The sequence below is a fragment of the Acidimicrobiales bacterium genome (genome assembly GCA_041394265.1).
In the GTDB taxonomy this organism is placed as follows: Bacteria; Actinomycetota; Acidimicrobiia; order Acidimicrobiales; family SZUA-35; genus JBBQUN01.
This window is the reverse complement of record JAWKIO010000005.1, coordinates 191,691-210,803: the sequence shown is the minus strand read 5'-3', so window position 1 is coordinate 210,803 and position 19,113 is coordinate 191,691. Positions and strand designations below refer to the sequence as shown.

General features: G+C 66.7%; 21 protein-coding genes. 10 read left to right on the top strand and 11 right to left on the bottom strand.

The genetic code is table 11. The features are described 5' to 3' along the window. Positions 1 to 26 precede the first annotated feature (26 nt). Positions 27 to 1,160 (top strand): hypothetical protein, encoded by a 1,134-nt coding sequence (locus R2733_01045; GenBank protein ID MEZ5375066.1) that lies wholly within the window; start codon positions 27 to 29, stop codon positions 1,158 to 1,160. Here R2733_01045 and R2733_01040 read toward each other — a convergent pair. Next, positions 1,147 to 2,367 carry a cytochrome P450 gene (locus tag R2733_01040; protein MEZ5375065.1) on the bottom strand — a complete coding sequence of 407 codons (1,221 nt, stop codon included), beginning with the start codon at positions 2,365 to 2,367 and terminating at the stop codon, positions 1,147 to 1,149. The genes R2733_01045 and R2733_01040 overlap by 14 nt on opposite strands. Before the next feature lie 125 nt (positions 2,368 to 2,492). On the opposite strand from R2733_01040, the gene R2733_01035 reads away from it, so the two are divergent. The 5 genes from R2733_01035 to R2733_01015 all read left to right on the top strand — a co-directional run bounded on the left by R2733_01035 (position 2,493) and on the right by R2733_01015 (position 6,873). Beyond that, positions 2,493 to 2,975, top strand: a complete 483-nt coding sequence (locus R2733_01035; protein ID MEZ5375064.1) for a universal stress protein — start codon at positions 2,493 to 2,495, stop codon at positions 2,973 to 2,975. 52 nt (positions 2,976 to 3,027) lie between these two features. Next, a complete protein-coding gene (locus R2733_01030) occupies positions 3,028 to 4,518 on the top strand; it encodes an AAA family ATPase (GenBank protein ID MEZ5375063.1) in 1,491 nt (496 codons plus the stop codon). A gap of 268 nt (positions 4,519 to 4,786) precedes the next feature. After that, on the top strand, positions 4,787 to 6,037 hold the full coding sequence (locus tag R2733_01025) for an FAD/NAD(P)-binding oxidoreductase (GenBank protein ID MEZ5375062.1): 1,251 nt from the start codon (positions 4,787 to 4,789) through the stop codon (positions 6,035 to 6,037). Positions 6,038 to 6,073: 36 nt separating this feature from the next. Further along, a complete protein-coding gene (locus tag R2733_01020; protein ID MEZ5375061.1) occupies positions 6,074 to 6,391 on the top strand; it encodes a TusE/DsrC/DsvC family sulfur relay protein in 318 nt (105 codons plus the stop codon). Further along, positions 6,391 to 6,873, top strand: coding sequence for a DsrE/DsrF/DrsH-like family protein (locus R2733_01015; GenBank protein MEZ5375060.1), 483 nt, complete (start codon positions 6,391 to 6,393; stop codon positions 6,871 to 6,873). The genes R2733_01020 and R2733_01015 overlap by 1 nt, the downstream gene beginning before the upstream one ends. A 30-nt stretch (positions 6,874 to 6,903) precedes the next feature. Here R2733_01015 and R2733_01010 read toward each other — a convergent pair whose 3' ends face one another. The 5 genes from R2733_01010 to R2733_00990 are packed head-to-tail and all read right to left on the bottom strand — an operon-like array spanning position 6,904 to position 12,024. Continuing rightward, positions 6,904 to 7,842: a hypothetical protein gene (locus tag R2733_01010; protein MEZ5375059.1), complete on the bottom strand. Its 939-nt coding sequence runs from the start codon at positions 7,840 to 7,842 to the stop codon at positions 6,904 to 6,906. A gap of 25 nt (positions 7,843 to 7,867) precedes the next feature. Next, the gene (locus R2733_01005) at positions 7,868 to 8,761 is read right to left on the bottom strand and encodes a universal stress protein (protein ID MEZ5375058.1); all 894 of its coding nucleotides are present in this window, start codon (positions 8,759 to 8,761) and stop codon (positions 7,868 to 7,870) included. A 46-nt stretch (positions 8,762 to 8,807) separates the two neighbouring features. After that, complete coding sequence (gene trxA / locus R2733_01000) at positions 8,808 to 9,176, bottom strand: thioredoxin (GenBank protein MEZ5375057.1); 369 nt, start codon at positions 9,174 to 9,176, stop codon at positions 8,808 to 8,810. 53 nt (positions 9,177 to 9,229) lie between these two features. After that, complete coding sequence (locus R2733_00995) at positions 9,230 to 11,272, bottom strand: PAS domain S-box protein (GenBank protein ID MEZ5375056.1); 2,043 nt, start codon at positions 11,270 to 11,272, stop codon at positions 9,230 to 9,232. Next, positions 11,269 to 12,024 carry a response regulator transcription factor gene (locus R2733_00990; protein MEZ5375055.1) on the bottom strand — a complete coding sequence of 252 codons (756 nt, stop codon included), beginning with the start codon at positions 12,022 to 12,024 and terminating at the stop codon, positions 11,269 to 11,271. The genes R2733_00995 and R2733_00990 overlap by 4 nt, the downstream gene beginning before the upstream one ends. A 228-nt stretch (positions 12,025 to 12,252) precedes the next feature. Here R2733_00990 and R2733_00985 point away from each other — a divergent pair, with 228 nt between their 5' ends. Continuing rightward, on the top strand, positions 12,253 to 12,597 hold the full coding sequence (locus R2733_00985) for a CBS domain-containing protein (GenBank protein ID MEZ5375054.1): 345 nt from the start codon (positions 12,253 to 12,255) through the stop codon (positions 12,595 to 12,597). Between the two features lie 128 nt (positions 12,598 to 12,725). On the opposite strand, the gene R2733_00980 is transcribed toward R2733_00985, so the two are convergent. Then, the gene (locus tag R2733_00980) at positions 12,726 to 13,580 is read right to left on the bottom strand and encodes a universal stress protein (protein MEZ5375053.1); all 855 of its coding nucleotides are present in this window, start codon (positions 13,578 to 13,580) and stop codon (positions 12,726 to 12,728) included. 177 nt (positions 13,581 to 13,757) lie between these two features. Here R2733_00980 and R2733_00975 point away from each other — a divergent pair, with 177 nt between their 5' ends. After that, positions 13,758 to 14,459: a response regulator transcription factor gene (locus R2733_00975; protein MEZ5375052.1), complete on the top strand. Its 702-nt coding sequence runs from the start codon at positions 13,758 to 13,760 to the stop codon at positions 14,457 to 14,459. Positions 14,460 to 14,510: 51 nt separating this feature from the next. Continuing rightward, positions 14,511 to 14,957, top strand: a complete 447-nt coding sequence (locus R2733_00970) for a universal stress protein (GenBank protein MEZ5375051.1) — start codon at positions 14,511 to 14,513, stop codon at positions 14,955 to 14,957. Positions 14,958 to 15,047: 90 nt separating this feature from the next. On the opposite strand, the gene R2733_00965 is transcribed toward R2733_00970, so the two are convergent. Beyond that, complete coding sequence (locus R2733_00965) at positions 15,048 to 15,494, bottom strand: universal stress protein (GenBank protein MEZ5375050.1); 447 nt, start codon at positions 15,492 to 15,494, stop codon at positions 15,048 to 15,050. 51 nt (positions 15,495 to 15,545) lie between these two features. Then, on the bottom strand, positions 15,546 to 15,989 hold the full coding sequence (locus R2733_00960) for a DUF302 domain-containing protein (GenBank protein ID MEZ5375049.1): 444 nt from the start codon (positions 15,987 to 15,989) through the stop codon (positions 15,546 to 15,548). A gap of 163 nt (positions 15,990 to 16,152) precedes the next feature. On the opposite strand from R2733_00960, the gene R2733_00955 reads away from it, so the two are divergent. Continuing rightward, the gene (locus tag R2733_00955) at positions 16,153 to 17,034 is read left to right on the top strand and encodes a universal stress protein (protein MEZ5375048.1); all 882 of its coding nucleotides are present in this window, start codon (positions 16,153 to 16,155) and stop codon (positions 17,032 to 17,034) included. Here the strand turns inward: R2733_00955 and R2733_00950 are convergent. Beyond that, positions 17,016 to 18,008: a hypothetical protein gene (locus R2733_00950; GenBank protein MEZ5375047.1), complete on the bottom strand. Its 993-nt coding sequence runs from the start codon at positions 18,006 to 18,008 to the stop codon at positions 17,016 to 17,018. The genes R2733_00955 and R2733_00950 overlap by 19 nt on opposite strands. Before the next feature lie 63 nt (positions 18,009 to 18,071). Beyond that, entirely contained in the window at positions 18,072 to 18,941 is an 870-nt protein-coding gene (locus tag R2733_00945; protein ID MEZ5375046.1) for a phosphatase PAP2 family protein, read from the bottom strand. Positions 18,942 to 19,113 lie beyond the last annotated feature (172 nt).

The following is a 19,113-nucleotide window of genomic DNA, read 5'->3' as shown; positions in this document are numbered from 1 at the left end:
GCTCTCCCGCCGCTGCGCTGTTCCCGATGCAGGCCTTCCACAGCTTCGGCGAGTCACTGTTCGCCCTGTCGCTGGTCGGCTCGCTGTTCTTCAACGTCTCGATCGACGCCGCCCGGCCCCGCATTCTCCTCTACCTCGCCGTCACCATGGCTCCCTTCGCCGTGCTCGGACCGCTGATCGGTCCGATGATCGATCGGGTCCGTGGCGGCCATCGCATGGTCCTCGCCACGTCGCTGGCTCTGCGTGGCCTGGTCGCGCTCCTCCTCTCCACCCAGCTCAAGACACTGCTGTTCTATCCCGAGGCCTTCGCTCTTCTCGTCGGGGCGAAGGTCTACGCCGTTGGCCGCAACTCGATCGTGCCCTCGCTGCTCGGGCCCGACGGTGAGCTCATGACGTTCAACGCACAGGTGGCACGGATCGGCACGTTGGCCGGCATGCTCGGCGGTGCGTTCGGCGTCGTGGTGTTGCGCGTCGGTGGTGCGTCGATGGCCGTTCGCGGCGCTGCGCTCGCCTTCGCGCTCGGTGCGTTCGCCGCTCTCCGCATGCCGTCGCCGGAGCGCGTCGAGGCTGTTCCGGTCGAAGAGGAGACGCTCGAGATGCATCGAGCCGGTGTCATGGCGGCCGCCGGTGCGATGACCGTCGTCCGACTTGCGACCGGCTTCATCGTGTTCCACGTCGGGTTCGTATTGAAGTCGACCGGCAAGCCGACCTGGGTGATGGGACTCGTCGGCGCGGCCATCGGCCTGGGCGGGTTCCTCGGAACGTTCACGGCTCCTCGGTTGCGGCGGCGCCACCACGAGCAGGAGATGCTGACCGGCGCGATCCTCGGACTCGGCGCTGTCGCCACCCTCGCGGCCGTGTGGTTCGTCAGTGCGACCGCAGCGCTGCTCGGGCTGGCGCTCGGTCTGGCCGGCAGCGTCGGGCGGCGAGCGTTCGATGGCATCGTGCAGACCGACGCCCCGCACGCTCGTCGCGGTCGGGCCTTCGCCGGGCTCGAGACTCGGCTCGAGCTGGGATGGGTCGTCGGCGCGTTCGCTGCGGTGGTGGCACGCGCCCCGGGCCGCATCGGGCTCGCCGGGCTCGTGGCCGTGCTCGCCGTCGCTGCGGTGTGGCGACTGACCCAGGTGCCGTCGCGAAGCAACTCGTTCAGCGCGCCGTGACCGAGAGGTGTTTGATGCCGTGGATGAAGCTCGACCGCAGGTGTGACGGGGGAGCGGTGATCTCGAGTCCGTCGACCCTCGTGATGAGTTGCTGCAGCATCATCTTGGTTTCGAGACGGGCGAGGTGGGCACCGAGGTAGAAGTGCGTCGAGAAGCCGAAGCTGAGATGCGGGTTCGGTGAGCGGGTGATGTCGAACTCGTCGGCGGTGGGACCGAAGACCGCTCGATCGCGATTCGCCGACGGGTAGAACATCGCTACGACCTGTCCGGGTTCGACGTGCTGGCCGTTGACATCGACCGGCTTCGTGCAGGTGCGACTCATGTAGACGACCGGAGTCGCCCACCGTGTGATCTCGTCGACCGCCGTGTCCCACAGCGGATCGTCGAACGGCGCGGCGGCAAGTTGCTGCCAGACCTCCGGACGTTCGGCGAGCGCGATGACACCGTGCGAGATGTTGTTCCTCGTCGTTTCGTTGCCGGCGACGAAGAGCAGGAGGACGAAGGTGAAGAACTCCTCGGGCGTCATCTCGCCCGCCGCGGTCGACTGGGTCAGTGTGGTGAGAAGGTCGTCTCGCGGCTCGACCGCCCGGTCGCGAGCGAGACCTTCGACGTACACGGCCATCTCGGTCGCGGCGGCGACACGGCCTTCGAGGCCGCTCGAGTACTCGGCGTCCTCGGTGCCGATGATCGCATTGGACCACTCGAAGATCTTGGCGTGGTCGCTCGACGGTGCGCCGAGCAGTTCGCAGATAGCAGCAAGTGGGAGCTCCGATGACACATCGGTGACGAAATCGAACGAGCCCTTGGCCAGGGCCCGGTCGAGGATGGCATCGGCCAGGTCTCGGTAGTGCTCGGTGTAGCGACGCACGGTTCGCGGCGTGAATCCCTTGTTGGCCCTGGCTCGCAGATACAGGTGGTCGGGATCATCGAGCACCAGCAGGTTCCGCTGGTCGCTGCGTCCACGAACACGGCGAACGTTGTGGCCATCCGTGATGGTGAAGTGCTCGCTGTCCTTGGCGACGGCGATCACATCGTCGTAGCGAGCGGCGATGAACGCCTCGTCTTCGAGGTCGGGATCGGGGATTGCCTGTAGGACCATCCCCGGCTGTGCTCGACACCAGGCCAGTTGTTCGTGGGGAATGCCCCGGGTGTAGACGTCGCTGGAGAAGACGTCGATCTCGCCGGTGGCGAAGCTCGTGATGGTCATCGGTGCATCTTGACAAAGATCGTGGCGCTCTGGCGAGCGGCTCGTCGTGACCGGCAGAGTCAGCGGCCGCTGCGCAGTGACGTCCGACCCTGTCCCCGCCGGCGGACAACCCCGACACTGATGGCATGGAGCACGTCACCTCACCGGCAGTGATGGCCGGCGCGATCGTGGTCGGCGTCGATCTGTCCGACGCGTCGGCCGAGGCAGTCGCCGAGGCCGGGCGTCTCGCCCGATCCACTGCCGTCCCCCTCATCATCGCCGTCAACGTGAACGTGCCCGAGCGCGCCGCCATCGAACAGGTGGCCGAAGCCGAGCAGCGAACGTTCGACGAGGCCGGCCACGAAGTCCTTCGGCGCATCGGTGCGGCGCATGCCGCCGAGGTCGAGGTCGTTCCGGTGCTGACCCACCGTGACTCGCCGGCGGATGGTCTGCTCGACGTCGTTGCCGACAGCGAGGCGTCGATGCTGGTCGTCGCTTCGCACGGCCGCAGCGGTGTGCAGCGCTGGTTGCTCGGCAGCGTCGCCGAGAAGCTGGCTCGGGCGTCCACGGTGCCCGTCCTCATCGTGCCCGTCGGCGAACGCAAGGACAGGCGACCCGAGCCCGGGTGAGTGCCACCACCGGATCGTACGACATCGCCGATCATCGAAGGAGCTGTCGACCGTGACACCCCACCACGAGACCTCAGCCGACGGCCAACGGCTCGAACGCGTTGCGCCCGAGGTGGTCGAGACCCACATCTCGACGGTCTGCTTCGTCGGCGATCGGGCCTACAAGTTGCTGAAGCCGCTCACGACCAGCTTCCTCGACTTCTCCACCACCGAGAAGCGCATCGCTGCCGTCACACAGGAGATCGAGCTCAATCGCCGGCTGGCGCCCGAGGTCTACCTCGGGCACGCCGACGTGGTCGAAGCCGGCCAGGTCGTCGATCGAATGATCGTGATGCGTCGCCTCCCCGCAGACCGCCGACTCACGGCGATGCTCGGTCACCCCGAGGTGGGAGAATGCGTGCGCTCGATCGCTCGCACGGTGGCGGCGTTCCATGCTGCGCAGGAGCCGCTGCTCGATGCCGAGGCGATCGCCGGCCGCACCGGTCTGCTCAAGAACTGGACCGACAACTTCGATGACATCGAGCCACTGGTTGGCGACGTGTTGCAGCGAGCGGAGGTCGAACGAGCTCGCCATCTGGTGCGTCAGTTCCTCGATCACCGTGAGCCGCTGCTTCGTCAGCGGATGGCGGACGGTCTCGTCCGTGATGGTCACGGTGACCTGACGGCGTCGGACATCTTCTGTCTCGACGAGGGTCCGCAGATCCTCGACTGCCTGGCCTTCGATCCCAAGCTGCGAATCGCCGATGTGCTGCTCGACGTGGCCTTCCTCGTCATGGACCTCGACCGCCTCGCCGGCTCACGGCTGTCGAGCGCCTTCCTGCGGTGGTACTGCGAGTTCTCGAACGAGCACCATCCGGCGGCACTCGCTCATCACTACGTCGCCTACCGGGCACACGTGCGGGCGAAAGTCGAGGGACTCCGCTATCGCCAGGGCGACGCCTCGGCGGCCGCTGCGGTCCGTGCCTACCACCACCTGTGTGTGTCACATCTCGAGCGAGCCCAACTGACCGTCACGTTGGTGGGTGGCACGCCGGGAACCGGGAAGTCGACGCTGGCGCGCGGGTTGTCCGGCGCCTTCGGCTCGATGCTGTTGACCACCGACGAGCTCCGCAAGGACCTGGCCGGTCGGCCCCACCTCGATCACGAGGTGGCCAAAGCCGACGAGGGGATCTACACCCCGAGCATGAGCGACCTCACGTATCAGACGCTGCTGCAGCGGGCCGGCGCGCTGCTCGACCGAGCCGAGTCGGTCGTGCTCGACGCCTCGTGGAATCGAGAGGAACACCGGGCGGCCGCCCGAGCGCTCGCCGAAGCCAAGGGAGCGGACGTCATCGAGATCGAGTGTGTGCTCGATGCGAACACTGCGAAGCAGCGGGTTGCCGCCCGACTCGACGAGGGTACCGATCCCTCCGATGCTCGGCCCGAGCTCATCGACGAGCTCCGCACCCGGCACGCGCCATGGTCTGAAGCCATCGCCGTCGACACCCATCCACATCCCGACGACGTCCTCGACGCCACCATCGCCCGCCTCGGATGCCTCTGACCCACCCTCCGATGCCACACCCGAACTGTGCGTCAAACCCACCGCCAATCCCGTTCTGTGCGTCAAACTTCCCGGCTGCGGGAACTCTGACGCACAGAACGGGGATCGCGAGGAGTTTGACGCACAGAACGCCTGCGCTCCATGGCTCACGCCCGTCACCACCCATGCGTGCGAGTGAGGCGGGGGAGAAGGGGACCTTCGTCCGTTCCCGAGAAGCACCGCCGAGCGTAGGTTCAACACCAGAACAACAAACGAGGAGGTTCGCCTCATGACCGGAGGACGAACGAATCTGGTGATACTCGGGGCGGGCACTGGCGGCACTCTTGCCGCCAACAAGCTGCGTCGGCACTACTCGACGAGCGAGCTCCACATCGACATCATCGACCAGAACAACGACCACATCTACCAACCCGGACTGCTCTTCGTACCCTTCGGCCTGGCCGAACCCGAGGAGATCGTCCGCAAACGAGATCGCCAACTCCACCGCGACATCACGTACCACGCGGCGACGATCCAAACCGTCGACATCGAAGAACAGACGGTTCTGCTCGACAATGGCGAGTTGTTGCCGTACGACCTGTTGTTGGTCGCCACGGGCACCTCGCTCCTGCCCGACGAAACCGAAGGACTGCTCGGGTCGGGGTGGATGAAGGACGTCTTCACCTTCTACGACATGGAGGGAGCAACGGCACTCGCCGAGCGGCTCGAGACCTTCACGTCGGGCCGGCTCGTGATCAACGTGTTCGACATGCCGATCAAGTGCCCGGTGGCGCCGCTCGAGTTCGCGTTCCTCGCCGACTGGTACTTCACCGAGCGAGGCGTACGTGACGACATCACGATCACGTACGTCACGCCGCTCGACGGTGCCTTCACCAAACCGGTGGCGGCGTCGGCATTGGGCAACCTCTTGGCCGACAAGGGCATCGAGGTGGTGACCGAGTTCAACACCGGTGAGGTCGACGAGGACCGGAAGGTCATCATCGGCTACGACGGCCGTGAGGTCCCCTACGACCTTGCCGTCGTCATCCCGCTCCACGGCGGTGCGCCCTACGTCGAGGAGTCCGAAGGATTGGGCGACGAACTCGGCTTCATCCCGACCGACAACGCGACGCTGCAGTCGCTGGTGAAGCCCAACATCTTCGTGATCGGCGATGCCGCCGACGTCCCGACGTCGAAGGCCGGCTCGGTCACCCACTTCGAGGGTGACGTGCTCCTCGAGAACATGGAGGCCTTCATCGATGGGGAGGAGTTGCCGGCCCGCTTCGACGGGCACGCGAACTGCTTCATCGAAACGGGGTTCTCCAAGGCCCTGCTCATCGACTTCAACTACGAGACCGAACCGCTGCCGGGGCACTATCCCGGACCCCTTGGACTGCCGCTGTTGAAGGAGTCCCGCCTCAACCACATGGGCAAGCTCATGTTCCAGTCCTTCTACTGGCACAGCTTGCTCCCCGGCCGAGACATGCCCGGCATCGGTTCCGACATGCCGACCATCGGCAAACATGCCGTCGCCAACTAGCGCAACCCACGATTTCACGAGAAAGGCAGATGCACCATGGCAACCAAGACGCTCGCCGGCGCCACCATCGAGGTCGACAAGGAGGGCTTCTTCGTCGATCCCAACCAGTGGACCGAACCCATGGCCGTCGAGATGGCGGCAGAAGCAGACCTCGGTGAGCTGACCGACAAGCACTGGCAGGTCATCAACTTCATGCGCAAGGAGTATTTCGAGAAAGGCACCGGACCGACGGTCCGCAAGCTGGGCAAGACCTCCGGCGTGTCGGTCAAGGAGCTCTATGAGCTCTTCCCGAAGGGCCCGGCCAAGATTGCCGCCCGCTGCGCCGGAATCCCCAAGCCGAAGGGATGCATCTGATGTCCGACGATACCGAACCAGCACCGATCGAGAAAGTCTCGATCATCATCTCCAAGGGTTCGCTCGAAGGGATCTATCCGGGTCTGATCATGGCCAACGGGGCTCGAGCCGAGGGCATCGAGGCCAACGTCTTCTTCACCTTCTTCGGCATGGACGCCGTGCACAAGAAGCACCAGTCCCACATCAAGGTGGCCACCGTCGGCAACCCGGGTCTCCACATCCCCACGTGGGCCGGCGGCCTGCCCGGCGTGTCGGGGCTGATGACCAAGTACATGGAGCACCAGATCGAGGAGCTCGACATTCCCGATATCCCCGAGTTCGTGCAGATGATCGCCGACACCGGCGCTGGGTTGTACGCCTGTCTTGCCTCGGTCGATCTGTTCAAGCTCGAGCGGGAGGACCTGATCGATGAACTCGACGACATCATCACCGTCGGTGAGTTCTACGAGAAGGCAGCGGGCGGCCAGATCATCTTCACCTGATCGTCCACCGGTGACGCCGACTGGGATGGCTCACACGATGAGCGCCGGATACAGCGCCAGGTAGAGCATCACGAGGGCCAGCCCCGTCGGCCAACGGGGCTGGCCCTCGCGTAGGAGCAGCGACGTGACGACGGCGATGACCGCTGCAGTGAGCAGGCTGCCGCGGGCCAACCCGGCGCTCAGCACGGTGGGGAAGAGTAGCGGTCCGACCGCAGGCGACAGGGTGGCATCGACGAACGACGAGCCGAGTAGGTCGCCCAGCGCCAGCGCACCCTCACCCCGGCGTAGGGCACGGGCATCGACGACGAGTTCGGGCAGCGACGTGCCGGCGGCAAGCACGAAGAAGCTCAGCAGGTATTCGGGAACCCCGAAGGCGCTGGCGGCCCGAGTGAAGCATTCGACGGCGAGCGCAGCTCCCGCCCCGACGATCAGCAAGAACATCACCGTGCGTCGAAGCTCGCGCCGGAGCACGTCGCCCGGTGGGCGCGGAGTGTCGCCCTCGGATCGGATTCGGCGCTCGTCGGGTGTCGGCCGTTGGATGATGAACGTGCCGACGAGCCAGGTCGCGATCAGGAGCAGCGCGTCGACTCGACTCAGGAACTCGTCGTCGATCACCATGGCCCCGATGAGCAGGGCCAGGACCGTGAGCGACCCGGTGGTCACCACGAACCGGCGCTCGGTCTCGAGGCGGCCCGACATCGCCAGCACACCGAGGACGAGCGTGGACTGCGTCACCACCGAGCCGATCGAGTCCCCGATGTTGAGGTCGCCGTGACCCGTCGCGGAGGAGACGATGCTGTTCGCGATCTCGGGAAGGTCGGTGCCGATGGCCACAACGGTCATCCCGAGAACGAAGGGCGACAACCCGAGCAGCCGGCCGACCTCGGATGCCGCGTCGAGCGCGTGGCGGCTGGCAATGATCGCGACCGTCAACCCGGTCACGACGCCGACGATCCACAGCACTGTCATCGAAACACCGGCATGCGCCCGGGCTTCAACCGTCGGACGGGACGACGACGACCGGCGCGATCGGGTGGCGGATGAGCGCGTCGGTGGTGGACCCGAGCAGCAGATGCGCCACTCCTCGGTGCCCTCTGGTGCCGAGAACGAGGAGTTGCGCCGTCGTGGCGAGTTCCTCGAGCACCTCGCGCGGTTCGCCGTAGAGGACCCGAGTGGTGACCTCGTGTGCCTCGGGACCGATCGCACGACGGGTCTCGTCGACCGTCGTGCGCAGCAGCCGCTCCGCCGCCTGTGCGGTTTCCGTCTTCGGCGGCAGGTCAGGGCGCAGCGTCACGTCAATCGGATCGAGGTAGCTCATCACGGCGACCAACAGCGTGTTTGCGGGTGTGTTGGTGAGCGCCCATCGCAGAGCGGCGGTGGCATTGGGCGAACCGTCGATGCCGACGACGACGGGGCCTTGCCGAGGCGTCATCGGGAGATCGCGTGGCACGACCACGACGGGGACTCGGGCATGGGTGACCAAATGCATGCCTGTCGATCCGAGCAGGGTGCCGCGGAGCGCATCGCGGCCGCGAGTGCCGACGGCGATGAGGTTGGCCCGCGCCCCGATGGTGACGAGGGTCGGGCCGGCGGCGGCCTCGCACACGATGGGATCCGCCGTGGGCTCGATACCGAGCGAGTCGAGTTCGTGCCGGGCTTGGCGTTCGGCCCGGAGTTGAAATTGCTCGCTGGGCGGAGGTGCCGGGGCGCCGGGGAAGGGGTTGGGGACCAGCCACCATGGGAACCGCCAGGCGACGACCGGTTGAATCGGTCCGAAGTGATCGGTGTGAGCAGCGGCCCAGCGCATGGCTGCCCGGGAACCATCGGATCCGTCGATCCCGACCACGATGCCGTAGCGCTCGCTTCGCTCCGCTCGATCTTCGACCATGCCTCCGATCGTCGCCTGGCCCTGCGAACAGAGCCAGGGGACAAGGTCACGTGAATGTCTGGTCGATCCAGCGGCGCAGCGCGTCTTCGGGCAGCGCACCGATCTGGCGCCCGACTTCGACGCCGCGATCGAACAGCAGCAGTGTCGGGATGCTCTGTGCCCGCAGTCTCGCCGAGATCGCCGGCGCTTCATCGACGTTGAGCTTCACCACCCGGAGTTTGCCGGAGCGCTCCGCGGCGAGGCGCTCGAGCATCGGCGCCACCATCTTGCACGGCCCGCACCACGGGGCCCACAGGTCGACCAGCACCGGCAGTGTGGAACGCTCGATGGCCTCGTCGAAGTCGTTGGCGGTGGCATTGACGATCCAGGGGAGGTCTTGCTTGCACTTCGCGCAGCGCGGCCGCCCGATCGCCACGACGGGCACCCGGTTCCGGGCCCCGCAACTGCGGCAGGTGGTGCTGTTCGAGGTCATGGTCGATCCCTTCTGTTCCCGTCGGGCTGCAAGACCCGGGCGACGGCCTCGATGAGCGCTTCCGACGTCACCGGTTTCGTGAGGACGTGGTCGTCGCCGAACGGCAGCGTTGCTGGGCTCTCGACCGAGTAGCCGCTCATGAAGAGCAACGGGATCTGAGGCCACCGCTCCCGGATGATCGAGGCCAGCTCCGGCCCACTCATCCCCGGCATGACGGCGTCGGTGATCACCAACGCGATGTCGTCGTACCGCTCGAGGGTCTCGAGGGCCTCATCGGCGTCGAGCGCACTGTGCACACGGAACTGCTGATCCTCGAGCAGTTCGGTCGTCAGTTCGAGCAGTTCGGCCTCGTCCTCGACCACCAGGAGCGAGGTGCTCGGCCGGAGTGGTGTCGGGAGCATGGGCGGTACCTGCTCGGCCGAGGTGGTCACGGGGACGATCGGGAGGACGATGGTGATGGTGGCGCCGTTCCCTGGCGTCGAGGTTGCGGTGATCGTGCCGTTCGCCTCGGTGATGGTGGCGTAGGTGGTGGCCATCCCGAGTCCCGTGCCGACGCCGGGCATCTTGGTCGTGAAGAACGGTTCGAAGATGGACGCCAGAGTGTTGTCGTCCATGCCGACGCCGGTATCGGTGACGCGTAGCACCGCCGAGGGTGTCGGGTCATCGCCAGCGTCGAGCACCATGGTGAGCGTGCCGCCGGCCGGCATGGCGTCTCGTGCGTTGGCCGCGAGGTTCAGCAGCGCTGCCTCGAGCCGGCCCTCGTCGACCGGCACGACTACTGGATACGGCGGCACCGTGACATCGAGACGCACGTCCTCACCAAGCAGGTACGGCAGCGACGCAGCGGTGCGATGCAATAGATCAGCGAGGTCGGTGACCTTGCCTGACGTTGCCGATGGGCGGTTCAGCAGCATGAGGCTGCGCACCAGCGAGGTGGCTCGGCGGACGGCGCGTTGGATCGCTTCGATCCTGGCGAGCTGATCGTCGGTCAGCGGTTGCACTTGCGACGAGCGTTCGAGCGCCTCGGTATGGCCCTGCACGATGGCCAGCACATTGTTGAAGTCGTGGGCGATGCCGCCGGCGAACGCCCCGAGCGACTGCATCTTCGCCGAGTGCACCAGCTGCTGCTCGAGCGAACGTTGTTCCGTGACATCGAGCGCGATGCCCAACATGCGCGCCGGTCGGCCGGCATCGGTCCACTCGGTGGCCACGCCTCGGTAGCGGTTCCACCGCCAGGTGCCGTCACGGTGGCGGACCCGGAGCGTATGCTCGACCAGTCGCTGACCTGCGGCCTCCGATTCCTCCAACAACCGCTGCAACTCGGGCCAGTCGTCAGGGTGCACCCACGCCTGCCACGGTCCATCGGTGAGATCGACCGTGCCCGGTTCGTAGCCGAGGAGCCGGTACCAGCTGTCGCTGAGCAGGAGCGTGCCGTCGAGCATGTTCCATTCACCCACGGCAGCCTTCGTCGCGTCGAGGACGAGCTCCAGCTGACGCTCGCGTCCCTGACTCTGGTCGAGCGCGACCCGGAGCGCTGTCTCAGACCGAGCCAGTTCGTCGGTACGGTCGGCGACCATGCGTTCCAATGCGTCGGCTGCTTCGGCCTGTGCTCGCTCGAGCTCGATGCGGTCGCTGATATCGAGGATGTGGGCCAGCGTGACGATGCTGTCGTCCTTCACCCGGAGGGCGCGAGCGTTGAGCTCGGCCCATCGGTAGGTGCCATCGGCATGCAGATATCGCTTGCGTCGCCGCACGGTGTCGACGGCTCCAGCTCGGATCGCTGCGGCCGATTCGAGGTCGGCGGCCCGATCGTCGGGGTGGGTCAGATCGTTGAAGTTGACGCCCAACAGATCGTCGGGCGTTGTGCCGAGGAATCGGGCGAGGGCCCGATTCGCCACATGGATCGTACGATTCCCCTCGTCATCGAGCAACGCCAGGGCCATGCCGACAGGCGCGTCATCGAACGCCGCCTCGGACAGGTCGAGGAAGTCGTCCCAGTCGACCTTCATCGACGAGCCGGCAGCGTCGCCGGTGGTCACGGCACGAACCGATAGCCGGCGCCTCGCATCGTATGGATCCAACGCGGGTCGGACGGGTTCGGCTCGATCTTGCGGCGAAGCCGGTGGATGTGTTCGGCGACCGTGGATGGGCTCTGCCACTCGGGATCGGAGCTCCACACCCGGCGGAGCAACTGGGCTCGGGAAAACACCTGGCGAGGCGATTCGGCGAGGAAGGCCAACAGGTCGAACTCCTTGGCGGTCAGGTCGATGTACTCGTCGTCGACTCGTACGTCGCGTGCCGCAAGGTCGATCACGAGGCGGTCGAAGTCGAGCCGGGTCGGGGGTGCGTGCTCGGGCATCGCCTCGGCTCGCCGCAACACGGTCTTGACCCGAGCCGCAAGCTCGCGAGACGAGAAGGGCTTGACGACGTAGTCGTCAGCGCCCATCTCGAGTCCGACCACACGGTCGGCTTCGGAGTCCCACCCCGACAAGATGATCACCGGGAGCGAGCCCATCTGGCGAACGGTGCGGAGCAGATCGAGGCCGCTCATGTCGGGCAGACCGAGATCGAGCACGACGAGGTCTGGCGGCCGGGAGCGGATGATGTCGAGGGCGCGATGTCCGTTCGAGGTGCCGATCACTTCGAAGTGGTGGTCGGTCAGCTCCGCTCCGACGATGGATCGGAGTTCGTCGTCGTCGTCGACGACCAGGACTTGTGCCCGTGGCGAGTCATCGGCGCTTCGTGCGTCGTCGAGCATCGGTCCGGGGGACGGTGGTGCGTTGGGGGCCATGTCGCCTCCTCACAGAAGTGGAAGCACATCGGAGACCAAATCCTCCGACAGCTCAGTTGTACCTTGCCGACGACCTGCGTGGACAGGGTCTTTGGTCGGGGTCGGGTTGGGGTCGGCGTCAGGTCCGGCATCGGAGGTGACCTGTTGCTCTGTCGCCGAGGACGCACCATGGGCTGAGATCGACGCATGGAGCATCGAGCACACGACCGCAGGCGCATCGAGGAGGTCATGACGATCGAACCGGTCGTGATCGGACCCGACGACCCCATCGGTCGGGCCCGCGACCTCATGCTCACCCTCGGGATCCACGCCTTGCCGGTCGTGGCCAGCGGCAGCGTCGCCGGCCTGGTCACGAGCACGGATCTCGTTGACGACTGGCCGGACGAGGATCCGGTGTCGAGCGTGATGACCTCGGTGCCGTACACCATCGACGCCGAGAGCGAGGTCGGTGAGGCCGCTCGCTACATGCTCGAGCAGCGAGTCCACCACCTCCTCGTCGTTCGAGGGGCGGCGACGGTCGGCATCCTCAGCAGCCTCGATCTGCTGGCGGCGCTACTAGCCGACGACGAGTAGGTCTCAGGCAGGGCGGAGAGGCGAGACGTTGCACTGCGATTCGCCTCCTTCGTCGGCGAAACAACCAGGCTGGGCTTCTGGGTCGGTGCACGTCAAGGGCTCCTTCGTCGCCCTCTCCGCGCACCTCCTTAAGCCGCCGGTTCGCTCCGGCGTGGCGGCACCAGGATCAGCGGCAACGCGGCGCGGTGCAGTGTGCGCATGGCCTGGCCGCCGAACCGGAGACCGCTGAATCCGCCCGTGCCGCGAGTGCCGATGACGACCACCGACGCCTTCTTCTCGTGTGCCAGATCGAGCACCGCAGCGGCCGGATCGGTGTTGACGACCGACACGGCGGTGGTCGTGATCCCACAATCCTTCAGCGGTTCCGACCACTGATCGAGACGCTGGCGTTCGGCCTCATCGAGCCGAGCCAAGGCCGAGACTCGGTCGTGACCCTGGTGCGGTAGGCGGGCGTGGACGGCGACGACCTCGACGCCCAAGCCCTCGGCGACCTGGGCGGCCAGTTCGGCAGCACCCGCGGACTCTCGCGATCCGTCGAGCCCGAGCACCACCGGACCCGGCTCATCGTTCAACACTGCGTCGAGGGGGATCACGGCGAGCGGTGTGTTCGTGTGGTGTGCGACGTACTCGACCACGCTGCCGACGTGGAAGAAGCCTGGTTCGCTGCCTCGGCCCGCCCGGCCGAGGACCAGCAGGCCGTACTCGCGGGTTGCCGCCGTGGTGGAAAGCACCTGGCGGGGGTCGCCGTCGGCGATGTACACCGGCAGCGACTGGTCGACGCCGTGCTCGCGAAGTGAGCGTCGATAGTCATCCAGCAGGTCGTCGTGCAGCGCGACCGTCATTTCGGCCGGCGGCTGGGTGAAGGCACTCAGGACCGCCAGCGGTGCGTGCGTCCGTTCCGACAGCACCTCGGCCCAGCGCAGGGCGGCCTGCGATCCGTTGGAGCCATCGAAGCCGACGGCGATCGTCGAGAACACAGCCATGGAACGTCACCTCACTCGTCGATGTCGACTCGGCACCTTGTCGGTCGAGTCGTTCGAGCAGCATCAGTCTCGGTCCCGGTCGAGGCCAGGACCAGGGTCCAGCGGCCCTCGACGAGTTTGATCGGATGTTGACGATCGAGGTATCGACCGTGGATCTCGACGCGGGACGCTCGTCACATGACACCAAGGACTGCGAGTGCACGAGAGGCCTCGGGCGAAGCACCGACCATCGGTGTGTTCGTCCTCGACGACCACGACGTCGTCGTTCGCGGTCTCGTCGACCTGATCGACGCCGAGCCCGACATGGTGGTCGTCGGCACGGCGGCCACCGAACGCGAAGCGATCCGACGGATCGACCGTCTCCAGCCCGATGTCGCCGTGCTCGATGTGCGGCTCGCCGAAGGATGTGGCCTCAACGTCTGCCGACACGTCAGCAAGCGTCATCCCGGGGTCGCATCGGTGATGCTCACCTCGATCGATGACCAACGGGTACTGGTTGAAGCCGCGGTGGCCGGTGCGGTGGGGTTCTGCCACAAGAGCCTCAGTGCCGCCGACATCATCGACACCGTTCGGGCAGTGGCGGGCGGCGCCCGATTGCTCGATCCGTCCGAGGTGGACGAAGCAGCGAAGGCCGTCGTCAGCGAGGAGGGCCCGGCGGTCTCGGCGCTCAGCGACCAGGAGCGTCAGATCGTCGAACTCATCGGCAAGGGCTGGTCGAACCGACAGATCGGCATCGAGATGATCCTCGCCGAGAAGACCGTGAAGAACTACGTCTCGCGCTTGCTCGGCAAGCTCGGGATGGCGCGACGGGCCGAGGTGGCGGCGTTGGCCGGTCGCATGGCCGAACGAGAAGCAGGGTGGGAGTCGTTGACCGCGTGATCGGTGCACCCCGAAGCACGCACGGATCGGAGCAAGGAGAAGGAGCTGATCATGGGATATATCGTCGTTGGTTTGGATGGCTCGCTGACCTCGCGGGCGGCGTTCGCCGAAGCGGTCCGTGAAGCCGAGTGGCGCAACGCCAGCATCGTCGCCGTGCATGCGGTCCCCCTGCCCGCCGTGATGGGCACGGAGTTCGGTGCCGTGATCGAGCTCGACGCCCTACGGGATGCGGGCGAGGAGTTCCTCACCACGGAAATGGCAGAACTCGAGTCCCGCTATGAGGGTGGGTTTCCCGTGCCGGTCACGGCCACCTCCAGCCTCGGGCACTCCGGCGCCGAGATCATCAAGGCCGCCGAGGGCGGCGATGACGGTCCGGCGGAGATGGTCGTCCTCGGGTCGCGCGGGCTCGGGGGCTTCAAGGGGCTGCTTCTCGGCTCGGTGACGACCTATGCCGTGCACCACCTCACCTGCCCGCTCCTCATCGTGCCTGCATCGTGAACGGTCGCAGCCGCTGACCGTCACCACGAGGTCCCCTGGTCATTCGAGGGCATGACCAGGGGGCCTCCTCTTTCTGTCCCGAGCACCAGTTCACTCTTCGTCGTGCACGACCATGAAGCTGCGGGCGCTGTGACTGGCGATCCGGGTCGACACGCTGCCTCGCAGGAACCTCGTCGAGCGGCTCATGCCCCGGCTGCCCACGATGATCAGCTGCGCATCGACCTGATCGGCGATGTCGAGGATCGCCGACGCCGGATGGTCGTCAACGAGGTGTGGCTGACAGTCGACCTTGCGGTCGGCGAGGAACGTGGCAGCCCGCAGCAGATCGGCCTCGGGTGCTGCGGTCGGGTTGTAGTTGATGCGAAATTCCTCGGGCATCTGCGCCAGAAGGCCGGCGGTGTCGCCCGCCGAAGGCAGGCGGAACGCAGTGACGACGTGGACCACGCCGGTGTCGGCGACGAGCTGGGCTGCGGTGTCGAGGGCGCGCAATGCCGTCGGCGAACCGTCGAACCCGACGACGATGGTGTCGAGCTTCATGATCTTCTCCGTTCTCGAGGTGGAAGCAGTTCTCAACTCGGAGACGTCCCGTCACAGGCGTGCGAGCGCGCTCCGTAGCCTTCCGGCGATGTCATCCGCGATGGTTTCGATGACGACCACGTCATCCATCTCGGCGTCGGGCGCCGAGCGCAGCACCGCCGCCACGACGGCAGCAGGGTCCATGGCCCGCACGATCGTCTCGTCGTTCTCGCGGGAGACGATGACGTTGCACGGCAGGAGCACTCCCAGCGCCGGGTAGGTGCCGATCAACTGCTGCGCGCTCGGCGGGTGGCACGCGCCGAGGATGAGATAGGGCTCGTGCTCCCCGCCCAGCTTCTTCGTGAGCGTGGCCGCCATGTCGATCTCGGTGAGCACGCCAAAGCCCTCTTCGGCCAGAGCGTCGCGGCACGCCGCCACGGTCTGGTCGAAGTCCGCGGACGACACCACCTCGATCGCCATGCGCCCGGCGGCGTCGTGCTCGTGGTTCGTAGTCATCACCATCTCCTCTGCGTCCCCCGGCTCGCCGGCGGGTCCGGTTTCGATCTGCCCTCTGCTCGATTGTCCGACGCTCCGAGAAAGGAGGGGAGGGGCCAAGGTCCCTGGGCGGGGGGAGCGATCGCCGCTTGGATGGATGGCACCACAACTCCGGGGGTGCCCGATGAATGCCACGACGTCCGCTCAACCACCTCGGCTGTTCGACCGCAACGAGGTCGCTCAGCTGCTCGTGCCCGTGATGGCCGATCAACGATCTGATCGGGGAGTCGGTGTGGCACTGCAGTTGGCCGAGGACTGGGACCTGCCGGTCACATTGCTCCACATCGGCGCCCTCGATGGCGATGCCGACGCCCCGCCGTCCGCCGTGGCCGACATGGCGATCGACCTTCGACGCCACCATCCTGCCGTCACGATCGAGACCGAGGCCTTCGACCACGAGGACGTGGCCATCGCCATTGCCGAAGCGGCTGGCAGTGACACATTGGTCGTCCTCGCCACCGACCACGCCAGCCAATGGCTTGGCGACGATTCGGTCGCCGAACGTCTGGTCCAGCGACGATCGGCGCCGCTCCTCCTGATCGGTCCTCGTGCCCGGGGCTACCACGCCTCCGGCGAGGTGATCGTCGCGCTCGACGGAACTCGCCTGGCCGAGGACGGTGTTGCGGTCGGTCTGGCGTTGGCGGCCGCCGCCGAGACGGCCGTTCGAGTCGTGACCGTGATCCCGACGGCCACCCTCGAACACATCGAACATCTCAAGGAACGAGGTCAACGAGTGTCGGAAAGCTCGTATCTGCGCGAGCTGGCCGATGGCCTGGTCGATCAGCCGGCGCCGGTGGCATGGGAGATCGTGCATGGCGAGGAAGCGATCGACGAGCTGGTCGACCTTGCGGCTCGGCGCCACGCCGCGATGCTCGTCGCCACCACCCATGCTGGCACCGGTGCGGTCCGTCAACGCTTCGGGAGTACCAGCATGGGGCTGGTCGAGCGGGCCACCGTCCCCGTGATGATCGTGCACCCCGTCGGGCATCAGTCGTCGATGGGTTGAGACACCTGCTGCTCGTCGGTCGCCGGCGCGATCCCGGAGAGCGAGGCCGTTGCCTCCTCGATCAGCTCGGTCACCGGTCGACGTGTGAGCTCATGCGTCGCCGGGTCACGGTGGTAGCCGTCGACCAGGCGAAGGCTGGGATGAACGACGGGCGTCTCGAGCACGAGCGCTGCGGTCGACGGCTTCGCCGGATCGAGGACCCGCACCACCACGTCGGCGCCCTCGACCAGCGGGCACGGCGTACCGCGCACGACCGGGCAGCCGTGCGCAGTGGCATCGGGGCCACGGCAGACCATCACGTCGAAACCGGCGGCGATGGCGTCGAGCGATCCGGGCCAGCGTGACCGCTCCGACTCGACGAGGAGGCGCGGCTTGCGCTCGGTTCGCTCCGTTTCTTTCTGAGCCGGCCATGACGGGACTCGCCCGGTCGTGCTCATCGACACCCGAGTGGTCGACCAGTCGTCGGAGCTCATGGTGGCCACCCCCCGCGCGTTTGCCATGGCTGCCATCCGTCGGTTGTCCGAGAGCACCAACGCCTGGATGTTCGGAACGCCCCTGGCTGCAGCGTGGCGGAGCAGCGCATCGAGTAGCCACGGGCCAAGCCAACCCCTCGCCGCCGGATCGACGGCGATGCCGAGCTCTCCGTCGCCGTCGCAGAGTTTGGCGTAGCCGGCTTCGGCGATGATCTGCTCGCCGTCCCCGTCCCCGTCGCCGTCGCCGTCGCCGTGGCGAACGGCGATGAGGCCGAACCCGCCCTTCGACTCGATGTCGGCCCAGTTCTCGAACCACGGCGACACGGGCGCCGTGGTCGTGAAGAACCGCCGGTAGATGTCTTCGGGGCGGAGGCGGGCGTAGAGCGCCGCCAGCCCCGGAGCGTCGGCCGGTCGTGTGTGTCGAAGTTCGATCCAGCGGCCAGGCGAGAGGTCGACGCGGTCGCCGCACAGCTCGCAACGTCGTTCGTCGGTGATGGTCATCAGGTCCTCCGCCTTCACACGATGGCCGACGATGCCGGCATGCGGGAGGGCCGGATGTCCTTTTCAGTGTCGAGTTGCCAATGGCAGCGTGACGCGTAGGGCGATGAGCAGCCCGATCAGGGCAACGATGGCGCCGGCCACGGCATCGAGCAAGTAGTGGTTCGCCGTCATCAGCACCGCCGCCGTCATCAGCACAGGGCTCGCCGACGCGATCACCCGATGGCGCCACGTCGTACCGACCCGCCACAGGGCGATGCCCACGAGCAGATTCCATCCGACGTGCAGACTGGGGATCGCGGCGTACTTGTTGACCAGGCTGGGCGGCTGCAGCAGCCGGTACGACGTCGACATCTCGGTGACGGTGTCGACGAATCCGGCGCCGATCAGTCGTGGCGGGGCGACAGGATAGGAGACGAAGATCAGGAGACCGATGGCGCCCGAGATGAACATGGCGTTGCGCAGCAGCAGGTAGTGATAGCGATGCCGTTCGTGGAGCCACACGAGCGTGGCGACGATCACCGGCCAGTGCCCCCAGATGTAGACCCAGTTCGCCAGGGTCGTCAGCGTCCGGTGGCTGGCCAGATGGTCTTGCGACGCTGGTTCGAGCGCGATACCGAGCCGCTGCTCGAGCGCCATGATGTCGCGGCCGTGTTGGATGGCCGTCGCCGCCGAGCCCTCGGTGATGCCGCGGACCGCAAAGTAGAACAAGACGGCGAGACCCACGAGGAGGGACTGTTTGGCCAACTCGATCCAGCCGTTGACCTCGGGAAGTTCGGGCTCAGCGCCATCGCGATCGTCGTCGATTACCACCGGTTCGTCGGTGATCGTGAGCTCGTCGGACCTGGGTTCCTCGGCCACCGGCTCATCGACCGATGCCTCGGTGACGGCCGCGTCGAAGCTCTTGTCGGACGGACGGGTCGTTGGTGCACGCATGTCGAACGCACCTCCACAGCGAAGCTCTGCCCTTCGATCATGACCCACGTCGGGGCGGACAGGCCGTCGGTGACGTGGGGTTGAGCGAGCGTTGATCGACAACAGGGTCCCAAGTGTTGATGGGACTGTCAGAGTGGAGGCATCGATGGAACGAAGGGATCGGTGTGCGGTC